Origin of the sequence: Escherichia sp. MR (assembly GCF_005280595.1) — a bacterium.
Lineage (GTDB): Bacteria > Pseudomonadota > Gammaproteobacteria > Enterobacterales > Enterobacteriaceae > Escherichia > Escherichia ruysiae.
The window spans coordinates 12220-27883 of sequence record NZ_SZVK01000053.1; the positions used below are offsets into that span (position 1 = coordinate 12220).

15 protein-coding genes are annotated in these 15664 nt (G+C 52.1%); 12 read left to right on the forward strand and 3 right to left on the reverse strand.

Going from position 1 to position 15664, the window contains the following annotated elements; all coding sequences use genetic code 11:
• The first annotated feature begins 183 nt into the window (after positions 1-183).
• From malM to ubiA, 3 genes are all read left to right on the forward strand, one after another.
• The gene (gene malM / locus FC814_RS18475; RefSeq protein WP_010344810.1) at positions 184-1122 is read left to right on the forward strand and encodes a maltose operon protein MalM; all 939 of its coding nucleotides are present in this window, start codon (positions 184-186) and stop codon (positions 1120-1122) included.
• Between the two features lie 179 nt (positions 1123-1301).
• Positions 1302-1799 (forward strand): chorismate lyase, encoded by a 498-nt coding sequence (gene ubiC, locus FC814_RS18480; protein ID WP_000019215.1) that lies wholly within the window; start codon positions 1302-1304, stop codon positions 1797-1799.
• A 12-nt stretch (positions 1800-1811) separates the two neighbouring features.
• Positions 1812-2684, forward strand: a complete 873-nt coding sequence (gene ubiA / locus FC814_RS18485; protein WP_105290455.1) for a 4-hydroxybenzoate octaprenyltransferase — start codon at positions 1812-1814, stop codon at positions 2682-2684.
• Between the two features lie 166 nt (positions 2685-2850).
• Here the strand turns inward: ubiA and plsB are convergent, their stop codons facing one another.
• Positions 2851-5274: a glycerol-3-phosphate 1-O-acyltransferase PlsB gene (gene plsB / locus FC814_RS18490; protein ID WP_016159874.1), complete on the reverse strand. Its 2424-nt coding sequence runs from the start codon at positions 5272-5274 to the stop codon at positions 2851-2853.
• A 169-nt stretch (positions 5275-5443) separates the two neighbouring features.
• Here plsB and dgkA point away from each other — a divergent pair, with 169 nt between their 5' ends.
• The 4 genes from dgkA (at position 5444) to FC814_RS18510 (ending at position 8253) form a co-directional block, all read left to right on the forward strand.
• Complete coding sequence (gene dgkA / locus FC814_RS18495) at positions 5444-5812, forward strand: diacylglycerol kinase (protein ID WP_000002906.1); 369 nt, start codon at positions 5444-5446, stop codon at positions 5810-5812.
• Positions 5813-5921: 109 nt separating this feature from the next.
• Entirely contained in the window at positions 5922-6530 is a 609-nt protein-coding gene (gene lexA, locus FC814_RS18500; protein ID WP_000646078.1) for a transcriptional repressor LexA, read from the forward strand.
• 72 nt (positions 6531-6602) lie between these two features.
• The gene (dinF, locus tag FC814_RS18505; protein ID WP_137326288.1) at positions 6603-7928 is read left to right on the forward strand and encodes an MATE family efflux transporter DinF; all 1326 of its coding nucleotides are present in this window, start codon (positions 6603-6605) and stop codon (positions 7926-7928) included.
• Between the two features lie 115 nt (positions 7929-8043).
• Positions 8044-8253 (forward strand): CsbD family protein, encoded by a 210-nt coding sequence (locus FC814_RS18510; RefSeq protein WP_137326289.1) that lies wholly within the window; start codon positions 8044-8046, stop codon positions 8251-8253.
• 41 nt (positions 8254-8294) lie between these two features.
• Here FC814_RS18510 and zur read toward each other — a convergent pair whose 3' ends face one another.
• Entirely contained in the window at positions 8295-8810 is a 516-nt protein-coding gene (gene zur / locus FC814_RS18515; RefSeq protein WP_000416266.1) for a zinc uptake transcriptional repressor Zur, read from the reverse strand.
• Between the two features lie 154 nt (positions 8811-8964).
• Here zur and dusA point away from each other — a divergent pair, with 154 nt between their 5' ends.
• The gene (gene dusA, locus FC814_RS18520) at positions 8965-9960 is read left to right on the forward strand and encodes a tRNA dihydrouridine(20/20a) synthase DusA (protein ID WP_001272043.1); all 996 of its coding nucleotides are present in this window, start codon (positions 8965-8967) and stop codon (positions 9958-9960) included.
• A 135-nt stretch (positions 9961-10095) separates the two neighbouring features.
• A complete protein-coding gene (gene pspG, locus FC814_RS18525) occupies positions 10096-10338 on the forward strand; it encodes an envelope stress response protein PspG (RefSeq protein ID WP_000891404.1) in 243 nt (80 codons plus the stop codon).
• A 163-nt stretch (positions 10339-10501) separates the two neighbouring features.
• On the opposite strand, the gene FC814_RS18530 is transcribed toward pspG, so the two are convergent.
• Positions 10502-11485 (reverse strand): quinone oxidoreductase, encoded by a 984-nt coding sequence (locus tag FC814_RS18530; protein ID WP_000235546.1) that lies wholly within the window; start codon positions 11483-11485, stop codon positions 10502-10504.
• 82 nt (positions 11486-11567) lie between these two features.
• On the opposite strand from FC814_RS18530, the gene dnaB reads away from it, so the two are divergent.
• From dnaB to tyrB, 3 genes are all read left to right on the forward strand, one after another.
• The gene (gene dnaB, locus FC814_RS18535) at positions 11568-12983 is read left to right on the forward strand and encodes a replicative DNA helicase (protein WP_000918355.1); all 1416 of its coding nucleotides are present in this window, start codon (positions 11568-11570) and stop codon (positions 12981-12983) included.
• A gap of 52 nt (positions 12984-13035) precedes the next feature.
• Positions 13036-14115 carry an alanine racemase gene (alr, locus tag FC814_RS18540; protein WP_001147290.1) on the forward strand — a complete coding sequence of 360 codons (1080 nt, stop codon included), beginning with the start codon at positions 13036-13038 and terminating at the stop codon, positions 14113-14115.
• Positions 14116-14357: 242 nt separating this feature from the next.
• On the forward strand, positions 14358-15551 hold the full coding sequence (gene tyrB / locus FC814_RS18545; protein ID WP_000486927.1) for an aromatic amino acid transaminase: 1194 nt from the start codon (positions 14358-14360) through the stop codon (positions 15549-15551).
• The last annotated feature ends 113 nt before the right edge of the window (positions 15552-15664 follow it).

Consider the following 15664-nt stretch of genomic DNA (forward strand, 5'->3'; position numbering starts at 1 on the left):
CGACGCTGCCGCGTCTTATCAGGTCTACAACTGCTGCCGAATGTAGGCCGGATAAGGCGTTCACGCCGCATCCGGCATAAAACAGGTTGTCATTATTTATAAGGGGCGTAAGCCCCTCTGATTATCGGGTTAAGCGCGCTATTGCCTGGCTACCGCTGAACTCCAGATTTTGAGGTGAAAACAATGAAAATGAATAAAAGTCTCATCGCCCTCTGTTTATCAGCAGGGTTGCTGGCAAGCGCGCCTGGAATCAGCCTTGCCGATGTTAACTACGTACCGCAAAACACCAGCGATGCGCCAGCCATTCCATCTGCCGCGCTGCAACAATTAACCTGGACACCAGTCGATCAATCTAAAACCCAGACCACCCGGTTAGCTACTGGCGGTCAACAACTGAACGTCCCTGGCATCAGCGGTTCGGTTGCCGCATACAGCGTCCCGGCAAACATTGGCGAGCTGACACTGACGCTGACCAGTGAAGTGAACAAACAAACCAGCGTATTTGCGCCGAACGTGCTGATTCTTGATCAGAACATGACACCATCGGCCTTCTTCCCCAGCAGTTATTTCACCTACCAGGAACCTGGCGTGATGAGTGCAGATCGTCTGGAAGGCGTTATGCGACTGACACCTGCATTAGGGCAGCAGAAACTTTATGTGCTGGTCTTTACCACTGAAAAAGATCTCCAGCAGACGACACAACTGCTCGATCCGGCAAAAGCCTATGCCAAAGGTGTTGGTAACTCGGTGCCGGATATTCCAGACCCGGTTGCCCGTCATACCACCGATGGTCTGCTGAAACTGAAAGTGAAAACCAACTCCAGCTCCAGCGTGTTGGTGGGGCCGTTGTTTGGTTCTTCCGCTCCAGCTCCGGTTACGGTAGGCAACACTGCGGCACCGGCGACCTACACGGCACCAGCCGCCGCCGCACCTGCTCCGGCACCGGCGAAGAAAAGTGAACCTATGCTCAACGACACGGAAAGTTATTTTAATACCGCGATTAAAAACGCTGTCGCGAAAGGTGATGTTGATAAGGCGTTAAAACTGCTTGATGAAGCTGAACGCCTGGGCTCGACATCTGCCCGTTCCACCTTTATCAGCAGTGTAAAAGGCAAGGGGTAATTACGCCCCACAGTGCTGATTTTGCAACAACTGGTGCGTCTTCGGGCGCACCTTTTTTTCTCTCTCTCCTGTGATTGTTGCGTTATTGTTGCGTATTAGATCACTTAATATGCTTTACATCTCCCGTTAACGCTTTTCTGCGATACAATGCCTTTACGTTATGTAACGGAGAGTTCGGCATGTCACACCCCGCGTTAACGCAACTGCGTGCGCTGCGCTATTTTGCAGAGATCCCTGCGCTGGAACCGCAACTGCTCGACTGGTTGTTGCTGGAAGATTCCATGACCAAACGTTTTGAACAGCAGGGAAAAACGGTGAGCGTGACGATGATCCGCGAAGGGTTTGTCGAGCAGAATGAAATCCCCGAAGAATTACCGCTGCTGCCGAAAGAATCCCGTTACTGGTTACGTGAGATTTTGTTATGTGCAGATGGAGAACCGTGGCTTGCCGGTCGCACTGTCGTTCCTGTGTCAACGCTAAGCGGCCCCGAGCTGGCGTTACAAAATTTGGGTAAAACGCCGTTAGGACGCTATCTGTTTACATCATCGACATTAACTCGTGACTTTATTGAGATAGGCAGTGATGCCGGACTTTGGGGGCGACGTTCCCGCCTGCGATTAAGTGGTAAGCCGCTGCTGCTGACCGAACTGTTTTTACCGGCATCACCGTTGTACTAAGAGGAAAAAAATATGGAGTGGAGTCTGACGCAAAATAAGCTGCTGGCGTTTCACCGCTTAATGCGTACGGATAAGCCAATTGGTGCGTTACTGCTGCTCTGGCCAACTTTATGGGCGCTATGGGTGGCGACACCCGGTGTTCCCCAACTCTGGATCCTGGCGGTGTTTGTCGCTGGCGTCTGGCTGATGCGTGCCGCCGGTTGTGTAGTGAATGACTATGCTGATCGTAAGTTTGATGGTCATGTTAAGCGCACGGCAAACCGACCGCTTCCCAGTGGCGCGGTGACGGAGAAAGAGGCGCGAACGCTATTTGTGGTGCTGGTGCTGATTTCGTTCTTACTGGTATTGACGCTGAACACGATGACCATTCTGTTGTCGATTGCCGGACTGGCGTTGGCGTGGGTGTACCCGTTTATGAAGCGGTATACCCATTTACCGCAAGTAGTGCTGGGTGCGGCGTTTGGTTGGTCGATTCCAATGGCTTTTGCCGCTGTGAGTGAATCGGTGCCGTTAAGCTGCTGGTTAATGTTCCTCGCCAATATTCTGTGGGCGGTGGCTTACGACACGCAGTATGCGATGGTTGACCGTGATGACGACGTGAAGATTGGCATTAAGTCCACCGCGATCCTGTTTGGTCAATACGATAAGTTGATTATCGGCATTTTGCAGATTGGCGTGCTGGTGCTGATGGCGATTATCGGCGAGTTAAATGGCTTAGGCTGGGGATATTACTGGTCAATACTGATCGCGGGCGCACTGTTTGTTTATCAACAAAAACTGATTGCCAACCGCGAGCGTGAAGCCTGTTTTAAAGCGTTTATGAATAATAACTATGTTGGCCTGGTACTGTTTTTAGGGCTGGCAATGAGTTACTGGTATTTCTGATGATGTAAAAAAGCCGGATGATCATGGTCATCCGGCTTTTTTTCTGTGAAATGCTGCCTGATGCGCTGCGCTTATCAGGCCTACATAACACATCGCAATTTATTGAATTTGCAGGTCATAGTAGGCCGGGTAAGGCGTTTGCGCCGCATCCGGCAACGCTCATCAGTTACCCTTCGCCCTGCGTCGCACTCTCAATCGTTAAGCGTACATCGGACGTAATCAACTCCGCCAGCAACTGATAAACCTTCATCGTTTCTGCCGGTTCGGCGTCGCCGCTGTCGCTGATATATCCTTCATCACGCAGCGTCAGCACCAGAGAACTGAACACCGCTTTGTCGAAGAACTCCGGTGCGTTGATGCCGTGCAGCACGGAAAGACGTTGTGCCACAGTGCGGCTCTCTTTCTCCAGCGTACCGCGATTGATCGACGGGTTGGCGCTCAACAGCCAGAAGGTAATCGCATAACGTTGCAGCGTTTCACGCGCGCCTGCGGCAAGCAACTGAAGCGTGCGGGAGTGCGCCGGATTGATATGTAACTCATCATCTTGCAGCGTAATCAGCCCCTGGCGTTGCATCTCATTCGCCAGCGCATCAATAACACCCGGCAACTCGTCACGCTCCCAGCGCAGGAACAGCTCCGCTTTTAGCATTGGGTAAAGCACATTGACGTGCTCCATCAACACTTCGCGGGAGATGTGCCGATGCTGCGTCACAATTGCTGCCATCAGCGAAGGCAGAACCAACATATGCGCAATGTTGTTGCGATAGTAGGTCATCAGCACCGCTTGCTCACGCGGCAGGATAATAATGTCGCCGATGGTGTCTTTCTCAACTTCAAACTTGTTCATTTGCAGCGCGTGATCAATCAGCTCACCGGCGCTGGCTGAAGGAACGGTAGAGTCCGTGGAGTAAGGCACGTTGCGCATCAAATCGAGATAACAATTCAGCTGCTCAGTCAATTGCTCGCGAGTGAGTGAACGCTGACGTGACGCCAGCAGCGCAGTACAGCACAGGTTCATGGCGTTAGCCGCGCCTGCGTTGTTAATGCGCACCATCAGATCGGCAGCAATGTTATTGACTGTCGGCGTTAACCAGGCCGGGCGTACAGCTTCGATAGGATCAATAGATTCACGCCAGTCTGGCACGTGCTGGTTGAGATAGGTCATCAACGGCATCGGTTCACCGAAGTTGACATACCCCTGACCGAGATTACGCAGCTTGCTTAAACCGCGCAGCATCTGCGGCAGGCTCTCTTTCTCTTTTGTCGCGCCGCGCAGTTCTTTGGCGTAAGTACCCACTTCCATGACGTGCTCATAACCGATGTAGATCGGAATCAACGTAATCGGACGCGTACCGCCACGCAGCATCGCCTGAATGGTCATCGACAGTGTGCCGGTTTTCGGATCAAGCAAACGTCCTGTACGCGAACGACCGCCTTCCACAAAGTACTCAACGGAATAACCACGGCTGAACAGTTCGCCGAGATATTCACGGAATACGGTAGAGTAGAGTTTATTGCCTTTAAAAGTACGGCGAATAAAGAACGCCCCCAGACGGCGGAAAATCGGCCCGGCAGGCCAGAAGTTCAGGTTGATCCCGGCGGCGATATGCGGCGGCACCAGCCCCTGGTGATACAGCACGTAAGAGAGCAGCAGGTAGTCCATGTGGCTACGGTGGCATGGCACATACACCAGCTCATGACCGTCGTGAGCCAGCTGGCGAACGCGTTCGGCATTATGGACGTTGATTCCCTGATAGAGCCGGTTCCAGGTGAAGCCCAGAATACGGTCAGTCAGGCGGATCATCTCGTAAGAGAAATTCGCCGCAATCTCTTCCATCAGCGCAATCGCGTTCTGCTGCGCTTTTTCATGGGAGATTTTTTTGCTGCGCGCTTCATCTTCTACCGCTTTGGCAATTGCACGCGAGGCGAGCAGCTTATTGAACAAATCCTGACGAGCAGGCAAGCGTGGACCCACGGCAGCCAGACGCTGACGGGCAAAGTGCATACGCGCCACGCGCGCCAGTTTTTGGGCGATAGTTTTATCTGTGCCGTGTTCATCAGCCATGCGGCGTAGCGAAACTGACGGCGAGAAACGCACAAAGCTATCGCGACCAAGCCACAGTACGGCGAAAAATTTCTGCACGCCGTTGAGCATACGTAGTGGCGGGTTTACTTCGCCTTTTTCACGTCCTGGCGCACGACCAAACATCACCGATACCGGCACCATCTGCACATCCAGATTTGGGTTGCTACGGTGCAGATCGAGATAGTCGTGGAACAGCTTAATAGACTCTTCTTTCGGCGTGTAATAGGTGAAAACACGCGGCCCGCCATGAATAAACACATAGCGCGGCAGTAGCGTGCCGTCTACCTCCAGCGGCTCTAATGGATCAGGCAGATCATGCGCCAGGCACTGGGCGCGCAACGTCAGCAAATCCGCTTTTGAGTTGTACGGTAAAACGTACATAATTGGACGAGAGGTATCGAGCCCCAATTCCGGGGCAGGATCTGCCGGAATAGACTTGCTTTTTACCAGGATGCTTAATGGTAAATTCAGTAATTTGTAGTAAATTCGTGGCCAGCCGGACATAAACGATGTAAAGCCTCTGGTTAATAATGCAAATGCGCGGGAAGGATAGCAGAAAGTCATGGGAAATTCTGTGGTATCCGCTCATGTTTCGCGCGGCGCTACGCTACCGGAATCATCGGATTCAACGGTACACTGATATTGACGCTCATAATGTAAAAAGGTTCTTTCAATGGCCAATAATACCACTGGATTCACTCGAATTATCAAAGCCGCTGGCTATTCCTGGAAAGGTTTACGCGCTGCATGGATCAACGAAGCGGCATTCCGTCAGGAAGGCGTGGCGGTATTGTTGGCGGTGGTCATCGCTTGCTGGCTGGATGTGGACGCGATTACCCGCGTGCTGCTTATCAGCTCCGTCATGCTGGTGATGATTGTGGAAATTCTCAATAGCGCCATCGAAGCGGTGGTTGATCGTATTGGCTCTGAATATCACGAACTTTCCGGGCGGGCGAAAGATATGGGGTCCGCAGCGGTGCTGATCGCGATTATCGTCGCTGTGGCAACCTGGGTCATTCTGTTATGGTCGCATTTTGGATAACCCTTCCAGAATTCGATAAATCTCTGGTTTATTGTGTAGTTTATGGTTCCAAAATCGCCTTTTGCTGTATATACTCACAGCATAACTGTATATACACCCAGGGGGCGGAATGAAAGCGTTAACGGCCAGGCAACAAGAGGTGTTTGATCTCATTCGTGATCACATCAGCCAGACAGGTATGCCGCCGACGCGTGCGGAAATCGCGCAGCGTTTGGGGTTCCGTTCCCCAAACGCGGCAGAAGAACATCTGAAAGCGTTGGCACGCAAAGGCGTAATTGAAATTGTTTCCGGCGCATCGCGTGGGATTCGTTTGTTGCAGGAAGAGGAAGAAGGGTTGCCATTGGTAGGTCGTGTGGCTGCCGGTGAACCGCTTCTGGCGCAGCAGCATATTGAAGGTCATTATCAGGTCGATCCTTCCTTGTTCAAGCCGAATGCCGATTTCCTGCTGCGCGTCAGCGGAATGTCGATGAAAGATATCGGCATTATGGATGGCGACTTGCTGGCAGTGCATAAAACTCAGGATGTACGTAATGGTCAGGTCGTTGTCGCACGTATTGATGACGAAGTTACCGTTAAGCGTCTGAAAAAACAGGGCAATAAAGTCGAATTATTGCCAGAAAACAGCGAGTTTAAACCGATTGTCGTTGACCTTCGTCAGCAGAGCTTCACCATTGAAGGGCTGGCCGTTGGGGTTATTCGCAACGGCGACTGGCTGTAACAGATCTCTGATACCGCGATGCCGCCTGGCGTCGCGGTTTGTTTTTCATCTCTCTTCATCAGGCTTGTCTGCATGGCATTCCTCACTTCATCTGATAAAGCTCTCTGGCATCTCGCCTTACCTATGATTTTCTCCAATATCACCGTTCCGTTGCTGGGGCTGGTTGATACGGCGGTAATTGGTCATCTTGATAGTCCGGTTTATCTGGGCGGCGTGGCGGTTGGCGCAACGGCGACCAGCTTTCTCTTTATGCTGTTGCTGTTTTTGCGCATGAGCACTACCGGGCTTACTGCGCAGGCGTATGGTGCCAAAAATCCTCAGGCATTAGCGCGTGCGCTGGTGCAGCCGTTGCTACTGGCGCTGGGGGCTGGCGCGTTGATTGCTCTGTTGCGTACACCGATTATCGATCTGGCGCTGCATATTGTTGGTGGCAGTGAAGCCGTGCTGGAACAGGCGCGGCGCTTTCTTGAAATTCGGTGGCTAAGTGCACCGGCGTCGCTGGCAAACCTGGTATTACTTGGCTGGTTGCTCGGCGTGCAATATGCCCGTGCGCCGGTTGTCCTGTTAGTGGTGGGTAATATTCTCAACATTGTGCTGGATGTCTGGCTGGTGATGGGGCTGCATATGAACGTGCAGGGCGCGGCGCTGGCAACGGTCATCGCAGAATATGCGACGTTGCTGATTGGTCTGCTAATGGTGCGTAAAATCCTCAAACTACGCGGTATTTCCGGCGAAATGCTGAAAACAGCCTGGCGAGGAAACGTCCGTCGCTTGCTGGCGCTTAACCGCGACATCATGCTGCGCTCCCTGTTATTGCAACTCTGTTTTGGTGCAATAACGGTACTTGGCGCGCGACTGGGAAGTGACATTATCGCCGTTAACGCGGTTCTGATGACGCTACTCACCTTTACCGCCTATGCGCTGGATGGTTTTGCCTACGCGGTTGAAGCTCATTCAGGTCAGGCATACGGTGCGCGCGACGGGAGCCAGTTACTGGATGTCTGGCGCGCAGCGTGTCGCCAGTCGGGGATCGTGGCGTTGCTGTTTTCTGTGATTTATTTGCTGGCAGGGGAACACATTATTGCGTTGCTGACGTCATTAACCCAGATTCAGCAGCTGGCCGATCGCTATCTTATCTGGCAGGTCATTTTACCGCTGGTTGGTGTCTGGTGTTATCTGCTGGACGGCATGTTTATAGGTGCAACGCGCGCCGCCGAAATGCGAAACAGTATGGCGGTGGCAGCAGCAGGATTTGCGCTGACGCTCCTCACACTGCCGTGGTTGGGTAATCATGGTTTGTGGCTGGCGTTAACCGTCTTTCTGGCGCTGCGCGGGCTTTCTCTGGCGGCTATCTGGCGTCGTCACTGGCGCAACGGAACCTGGTTTGCCGGAACGTGACGGTTAAATATTCTGAATAAATAATCCTAAGCCAAATTCCTGACTACACTTAATCCCACGTTCAGAAGAAAAGCGAGCGTACTCTCATTCACCACCTAACGATGAGGACTTGAATATGAATAAAGACGAAGTCGGCGGTAACTGGAAACAGTTCAAAGGTAAAGTGAAAGAGCAATGGGGCAAACTGACCGATGATGATATGACGGTCATTGAAGGTAAACGTGATCAGTTAGTGGGTAAAATCCAGGAACGCTACGGTTACCAGAAAGAGCAGGCAGAGAAAGAGGTCGTGGACTGGGAAACCCGCAATGAATACCGCTGGTAATTAATCCCTCCTGCCCGACGTGTACAAGGATGTACGCCCTCTTAACGCGGTTTCTTTTTCACCTGAATAGAGTGGTCATGATGGCACTGTTCAGGATGACGACACGCTTCCACTTCTACACATGCTGAACATAATCCATGCGCTTCAATCACATTATGCCGCAGGGCAAAACCCATTTTTGCCGCCAGCGTATGCATGATGTCTTCCACACCTTCCGCACACTCTTCTTTCACTGCGCCGCAGCGATCGCAAATAAACATAGCTGAAGTATGCGTTGGTTGATCGAACAGGTGACAGAGCACATAGCTGTTGGTGGACTCAACTTTATGCACAAACCCTTGCTCAAGCAGAAAATCGAGTGCGCGATAAACCGTTGGCGGCTTGGCCTGCGGCTCTGCTTCACGCAGTAAATCAAGCAGATCGTAGGCGCTGATGGCTCCTTCCTGCAGACTCATCAGGCGCAACACTTCAAGGCGCTGCGGGGTCAGGCGCACATTACGCTGTGCACAGAGTTTTTCAGCTTGCGCTAATAACTCCTGCGTTGTGGTCTTTTCCATTGGGCACCTCAAAGTGGGGTTAAGAATGTCCTTACTTTACCATAGTTCTCACTTAAACGCCGAGAACAGGGCGTCATAGCTGTCACATTGCCTGATCGCATATTCGTTATGCTATAGTAGCGCCCCCAATTCACCAGGTGCTTAAAAAAACGCCATGTCAGCAGAATCACAAACCGCTTATCCCGCATACCGTTTCTCCATTGCCCCGATGCTCGACTGGACGGACAGACATTGCCGTTATTTCCTGCGTCTGCTCTCCCGCAATACACTTCTCTATACCGAAATGGTGACCACGGGGGCAATTATTCACGGTAAAGGTGATTACCTGGCGTACAGTGAAGAAGAGCATCCGGTGGCGTTGCAACTGGGTGGAAGCGATCCAGCGGCACTGGCGCAGTGTGCGAAGCTGGCAGAAGCGCGCGGATACGATGAAATCAACCTGAATGTCGGCTGCCCGTCTGACCGGGTACAGAACGGCATGTTTGGCGCGTGCCTGATGGGTAATGCGCAACTGGTAGCCGACTGCGTTAAAGCGATGCGCGATGTGGTGTCGATTCCAGTCACGGTGAAAACGCGTATTGGTATTGACGACCAGGACAGCTATGAATTTCTTTGTGATTTCATCAACACCGTTTCCGGTAAAGGCGAGTGTGAGATGTTTATCATCCACGCGCGTAAAGCCTGGCTTTCTGGTTTAAGCCCGAAAGAAAACCGCGAAATCCCGCCGCTCGATTACCCGCGCGTCTATCAACTGAAGCGTGATTTTCCGCATCTGACGATGTCGATTAACGGTGGCATCAAGTCGCTGGAAGAGGCTAAAGCACATTTGCAACATATGGATGGCGTGATGGTCGGACGTGAGGCGTACCAGAATCCGGGGATTCTGGCGGCGGTGGATCGAGAGATCTTTGGTTCCTCTGATACTGATGCCGATCCGGTGGCGGTAGTCCGCGCCATGTATCCGTACATTGAGCGTGAGCTTAGCCAGGGGACGTATCTCGGCCATATTACCCGGCATATGCTGGGTCTGTTCCAGGGTATTCCTGGTGCGCGGCAGTGGCGTCGTTATTTAAGTGAAAATGCCCATAAAGCGGGTGCTGACATTAACGTGCTGGAACATGCGCTCAAACTGGTGGCGGATAAGCGTTAATTTTTCACCACAAAGTAGTCAAATTCACTATGCCCTGCGCACCGTCGCGGGGCATATTTTTTGATAAATCATAATGTTAGGTTTTGGCATGATTCTTGTAATGGCTGCAAGAGATTTCATATTTGGGAGTACATCATGCTGGAACTACTTTTTGTGATTGGCTTTTTTGTCATGTTGATGGTCACCGGCGTTTCGTTGCTGGGCATTATCGCCGCGCTGGTTGTGGCGACGGCCATTATGTTCCTCGGTGGTATGCTGGCATTGATGATTAAGTTGCTGCCGTGGTTACTGCTGGCGATTGCGGTGGTGTGGGTTATTAAGGCGATTAAAGCACCAAAAGTGCCGAAATATCAGCGTTATGACCGCTGGCGTTACTAAGGGATTGTGCGGATGATCACAACCTAAGGTTTTATCCTTAGAACAAAATAGGAATTGATTATCAAATCTGTCACTATTGCGTCTCTAACAGATTCATCGTGCTGTACCCTACATACAGCCGAACTATAAAAGAAAGGGCTTCCCAGGTGGAAGCCCAATTTCTTTATGGGATCAGTAAGCTGGAACCCTGCGTCGCCCGGCTTTCCAGAATCTCATGCGCTCGCCGCGCATCCTTCAGCGGATATTTCTGTTGCTCTGCGACATCGACCTTAATCACGCCGCTGGCGATCAAAGAAAACAGTTCATTACTGGCTTCGGTTAACTCATCCCGCGTGGTGATATAGCCTTGCAGGGAAGGGCGTGTCACATACAGCGAGCCTTTCTGATTGAGAATGCCTAAGTTCACACCCGTCACCGCGCCTGATGAGTTACCAAAACTGACCATTAAACCGCGACGTTGCAGACAATCCAGCGACCGTTCCCAGGTATCTTTGCCTACGGAATCGTACACCACGCGCACTTTCTTGCCGTCGGTGATCTCTTTTAATCGCTCGACCAGATTTTCGTCGCGATAGTTAATTACCTGCCATGCACCCGCTTTTAATGCACTTTGCGCTTTTTGCGCGCTACCCACAGTGCCAATAAGTTTTGCTCCTAAGGCTTTTGCCCACTGGCAGGCAATTAAGCCCACGCCGCCGGCAGCCGCATGGAACAGGAACTGTTCGTCAGGTTTGATTTCATACGTTTTGCGCAGCAGATAATAAACCGTTAAGCCTTTCAGGAACGACGCGGCAGCTTGCTCAAAAGAGATCGCCGCTGGCAGAATTGCCGCTTTATCGGCATTGACGTTATGCACAGAACTGTAAGCCCCTAACGTTGACTGCGCATAAACCACACGATCGCCCGCTTTAATATGTTTCACGCCGCTGCCGACTTTGCTCACAATGCCAGCCGCTTCGGTGCCTAATCCGCTGGGTAGCGATGGCGGTGGATAAAGGCCGCTGCGGATATAAGTGTCGATGAAATTGATGCCAATGGCTTTATTTTCGACCTGGATTTCATTCTCTGCCGGATCGGCAGGAGTAAATTCCACGGTTTGAAGTACTTCCGGGCCACCGTGCTTGTGAAATTCAATTCGTGTTGCCATGTGTCCTCCAGAACGTATCGTCAGGGTCTGCTTCATATGGTAAAGTTTCGACCCATTCTTTATCTCGGTAACTCCATTCACTATGGCAGGAAATAAACCCTTCAACAAACAGCAGGCTGAACCCCGCGATCGCGATCCACAAGTTGCCGGGCTGAAAGTGCCTCCGCACTCGATCGAAGCGGAGCAGTCGGTGTTGGGCGGTTTAATGCTGGATAACGAACGCTGGGACGATGTGGCCGAGCGAGTGGTGGCAGATGATTTCTACACCCGTCCGCACCGTCATATCTTTACCGAAATGGCGCGTTTGCAGGAAAGCGGTAGCCCAATTGACCTGATCACCCTTGCCGAATCACTGGAGCGCCAGGGGCAACTTGACAGCGTTGGTGGTTTTGCTTATTTGGCGGAACTGTCAAAAAATACGCCAAGTGCAGCGAACATCAGTGCCTATGCCGACATCGTGCGCGAACGTGCCGTTGTCCGTGAGATGATCTCAGTTGCGAATGAGATTGCCGAAGCCGGTTTTGATCCGCAAGGGCGCACCAGTGAAGACTTGCTCGACCTTGCTGAATCTCGCGTCTTTAAAATTGCCGAAAGTCGTGCCAATAAAGACGAAGGGCCGAAGAATATCGCCGATGTGCTCGACGCCACGGTGGCGCGTATTGAGCAACTGTTCCAGCAACCGCACGATGGTGTAACCGGTGTTAATACCGGCTATGACGATCTCAACAAAAAAACCGCTGGCTTGCAGCCGTCGGATTTGATCATCGTCGCCGCGCGTCCGTCGATGGGTAAAACGACATTTGCGATGAACCTCGTCGAAAACGCGGCGATGTTGCAGGATAAACCAGTACTTATCTTCTCGCTGGAGATGCCATCGGAACAGATTATGATGCGTTCTCTGGCGTCGTTGTCGCGCGTTGACCAGACCAAAATTCGTACCGGGCAACTGGATGATGAAGACTGGGCGCGTATTTCCGGCACGATGGGCATTTTGCTGGAAAAACGAAATATCTACATTGATGACTCCTCCGGCCTGACGCCAACGGAAGTGCGCTCCCGCGCGCGCCGTATTGCCCGTGAACACGGCGGCATCGGACTCATCATGATCGACTACCTGCAATTGATGCGCGTACCGGCGCTTTCAGACAACCGTACGCTGGAAATTGCAGAAATCTCCCGCTCGCTAAAAGCCCTGGCGAAAGAACTGAATGTGCCGGTGGTGGCGCTGTCTCAGTTGAACCGTTCTCTGGAACAACGTGCTGACAAACGCCCGGTCAACTCCGACCTGCGTGAATCCGGTTCCATCGAGCAGGATGCGGACTTGATCATGTTTATCTATCGTGATGAGGTTTATCACGAAAACAGTGATTTAAAAGGCATCGCAGAAATTATTATCGGTAAACAACGTAACGGCCCAATCGGGACGGTACGCCTGACCTTTAACGGTCAATGGTCGCGTTTCGACAACTACGCGGGGCCACAGTACGACGACGAATAATAATTATTTTATGAATTAGGTAATTAAAGCAAACACTTATCAAGGAACACAAATGCAAGCGGCAACTGTTGTGATTAACCGCCGCGCTCTGCGACACAACCTGCAACGTCTGCGTGAACTGGCACCTGCCAGTAAACTGGTTGCGGTGGTGAAAGCGAACGCCTACGGTCACGGTCTGATTGAGACCGCGCGAACGCTCCCCGATGCCGACGCCTTTGGCGTTGCCCGTCTCGAAGAAGCCCTGCGGCTTAGGGCGGGGGGCATCACGCAACCTATTTTGTTACTGGAAGGCTTTTTTGAAGCAGACGATCTGCCGACGATCTCCGCTGAACATCTGCATACTGCCGTGCATAACGAAGAACAGCTTGCTGCGCTGGAAGAGGCCAATCTGGAGGAGCCAGTTACCGTCTGGATGAAACTCGACACCGGTATGCACCGGCTGGGCGTGTTACCGGAACAAGCTGAAGCGTTTTATCAACGACTTACGCAATGTAAAAACGTCCGTCAGCCGGTGAATATTGTCAGCCACTTTGCTCGTGCTGATGAGCCAAAATGCGGCGCGACTGAGAAACAACTCGATATCTTCAATACCTTTTGCGAAGGCAGACCCGGCAAGCGTTCAATCGCCGCATCGGGCGGAATTTTGTTATGGCCGCAGTCGCATTTTGATTGGGTGCGCCCGGGCATCATTCTTTATGGCGTGTCACCGCTGGAAGATGGTTCCACCGGTGCCGATTTCGGTTGCCAGCCAGTGATGTCACTGACCTCCAGCCTGATTGCCGTGCGTGAGCATAAAGCAGGTGAACCGGTAGGCTATGGCGGCACCTGGATTAGCGAGCGCGATACCCGCCTTGGCGTGGTGGCGATGGGCTATGGCGATGGCTACCCGCGCGCCGCGCCGTCCGGTACACCAGTGCTGGTGAACGGCCGCGAAGTGCCGATTGTGGGGCGAGTCGCGATGGATATGATCTGCGTAGATTTAGGCCCGCAGGCGCAGGATAAAGCCGGGGATCAGGTCATTTTATGGGGCGAAGGTCTGCCCGTAGAGCGTATCGCAGAAATGACGAAAGTGAGTGCTTACGAACTTATCACGCGCCTGACATCAAGGGTCGCGATGAAATACGTGGATTAATCGTTCTGCAATAGTTGATTGTCTGTGCCGGATGCGGTGTGAAAGCCTTATCCGGCCTGCAAATTTATGTAAATTCAATAAATTGATACACTCTTGTCGTTCGTACCTCTGAAGGTTTTGCGTTTTTTATCAGCTTCGCTGCGTTATTAATTGCTGCTCATTGCTAAACATCCTCTCGATCTTCCCCATCTTCCGGTTTATTGTGTTTTAACCACCTGCCCGTAAACCTGGAGAACCATCGCGTGTTTCAAAAAGTTGACGCCTACGCTGGCGACCCGATTCTTTCGCTTATGGAGCGTTTTAAAGAAGACCCTCGCAGCGACAAAGTGAATTTGAGTATCGGTCTGTACTACAACGAAGACGGGATTATTCCACAATTAAAAGCCGTCGAAGAAGCGGAAGCGCGCCTGAATGCGCAGCCTCATGGCGCTTCACTTTATCTACCGATGGAAGGGCTTAACAGCTATCGCCATGCTATTGCGCCACTGCTGTTTGGCGCTAATCATCCGGTGTTACAACAACAGCGCGTGGCGACTATTCAAACGCTTGGCGGTTCAGGGGCATTGAAAGTGGGGGCTGACTTCCTGAAACGCTACTTCCCGGAATCAGGTGTGTGGGTCAGCGATCCCACCTGGGAAAATCACGTAGCAATATTTGCCGGGGCTGGATTCGAAGTGAGCACTTACCCCTGGTATGATGAAGTGACCAACGGTGTGCGTTTTGACGATCTGTTGGCGACGCTAAAAACATTGCCTGCCCGCAGTATTGTGCTGCTGCATCCGTGCTGTCATAACCCAACGGGCGCCGATCTCACCAACGACCAATGGGACGCAGTCATTGAAATTCTCAAAGCACGCGAGCTTATCCCATTTCTCGATATCGCTTATCAAGGATTTGGTGCCGGTATGGAAGAGGATGCCTACGCCATTCGCGCTATTGCCAGCGCCGGATTACCTGCTCTGGTAAGCAATTCATTCTCGAAAATTTTCTCCCTGTACGGCGAACGTGTCGGCGGTCTTTCGGTGGTGTGTGAAGATGCCGAAGCCGCAGGCCGTGTGCTGGGGCAACTGAAAGCTACTGTGCGCCGTATTTACTCCAGCCCGCCGAATTTTGGTGCACAGGTAGTGGCAACGGTGCTGAATGATGAGGCGTTGAAAGCCAGTTGGTTGGCAGAAGTAGAAGAAATGCGAACCCGTATTCTGGCAATGCGTCAGCAACTGGTGCGGGTGTTGAGCACTGAGATGCCGGAGCGCAATTTTGATTACCTGCTTAAGCAACGCGGCATGTTCAGCTATACTGGTTTAAGCGCCGCTCAGGTCGATCGCCTGCGCGAGGAATTTGGCGTTTACCTGATCGCCAGCGGTCGTATGTGTGTTGCCGGGCTTAACTCTGCGAACGTGCAGCGCGTTGCAAAGGCGTTTGCTGCAGTGATGTAAGGTTAACCAGCAGGCGGTTGAAAAGCCGCCTGCTCTACGGTGATGCTGCCAACTTACTGATTTAGTGTATGATGGTGTTTTTGAGGTGCTCCAGTGGCTTCTGTTTCTATCAG

Excerpts from the sequence above, each read along its gene's own strand:
- malM (WP_010344810.1), top strand. The coding sequence starts at position 184 with ATGAAAATGAATAAAAGTCTCATCGCCCTCTGTTTATCAGCAGGGTTG.
- ubiC (WP_000019215.1), top strand. The coding sequence starts at position 1,302 with ATGTCACACCCCGCGTTAACGCAACTGCGTGCGCTGCGCTATTTTGCA.
- ubiA (WP_105290455.1), top strand. The coding sequence starts at position 1,812 with ATGGAGTGGAGTCTGACGCAAAATAAGCTGCTGGCGTTTCACCGCTTA.
- plsB (WP_016159874.1), bottom strand. The coding sequence starts at position 5,274 with ATGTCCGGCTGGCCACGAATTTACTACAAATTACTGAATTTACCATTA.
- dgkA (WP_000002906.1), top strand. The coding sequence starts at position 5,444 with ATGGCCAATAATACCACTGGATTCACTCGAATTATCAAAGCCGCTGGC.
- lexA (WP_000646078.1), top strand. The coding sequence starts at position 5,922 with ATGAAAGCGTTAACGGCCAGGCAACAAGAGGTGTTTGATCTCATTCGT.
- dinF (WP_137326288.1), top strand. The coding sequence starts at position 6,603 with ATGGCATTCCTCACTTCATCTGATAAAGCTCTCTGGCATCTCGCCTTA.
- FC814_RS18510 (WP_137326289.1), top strand. The coding sequence starts at position 8,044 with ATGAATAAAGACGAAGTCGGCGGTAACTGGAAACAGTTCAAAGGTAAA.
- zur (WP_000416266.1), bottom strand. The coding sequence starts at position 8,810 with ATGGAAAAGACCACAACGCAGGAGTTATTAGCGCAAGCTGAAAAACTC.
- dusA (WP_001272043.1), top strand. The coding sequence starts at position 8,965 with ATGTCAGCAGAATCACAAACCGCTTATCCCGCATACCGTTTCTCCATT.
- pspG (WP_000891404.1), top strand. The coding sequence starts at position 10,096 with ATGCTGGAACTACTTTTTGTGATTGGCTTTTTTGTCATGTTGATGGTC.
- FC814_RS18530 (WP_000235546.1), bottom strand. The coding sequence starts at position 11,485 with ATGGCAACACGAATTGAATTTCACAAGCACGGTGGCCCGGAAGTACTT.
- dnaB (WP_000918355.1), top strand. The coding sequence starts at position 11,568 with ATGGCAGGAAATAAACCCTTCAACAAACAGCAGGCTGAACCCCGCGAT.
- alr (WP_001147290.1), top strand. The coding sequence starts at position 13,036 with ATGCAAGCGGCAACTGTTGTGATTAACCGCCGCGCTCTGCGACACAAC.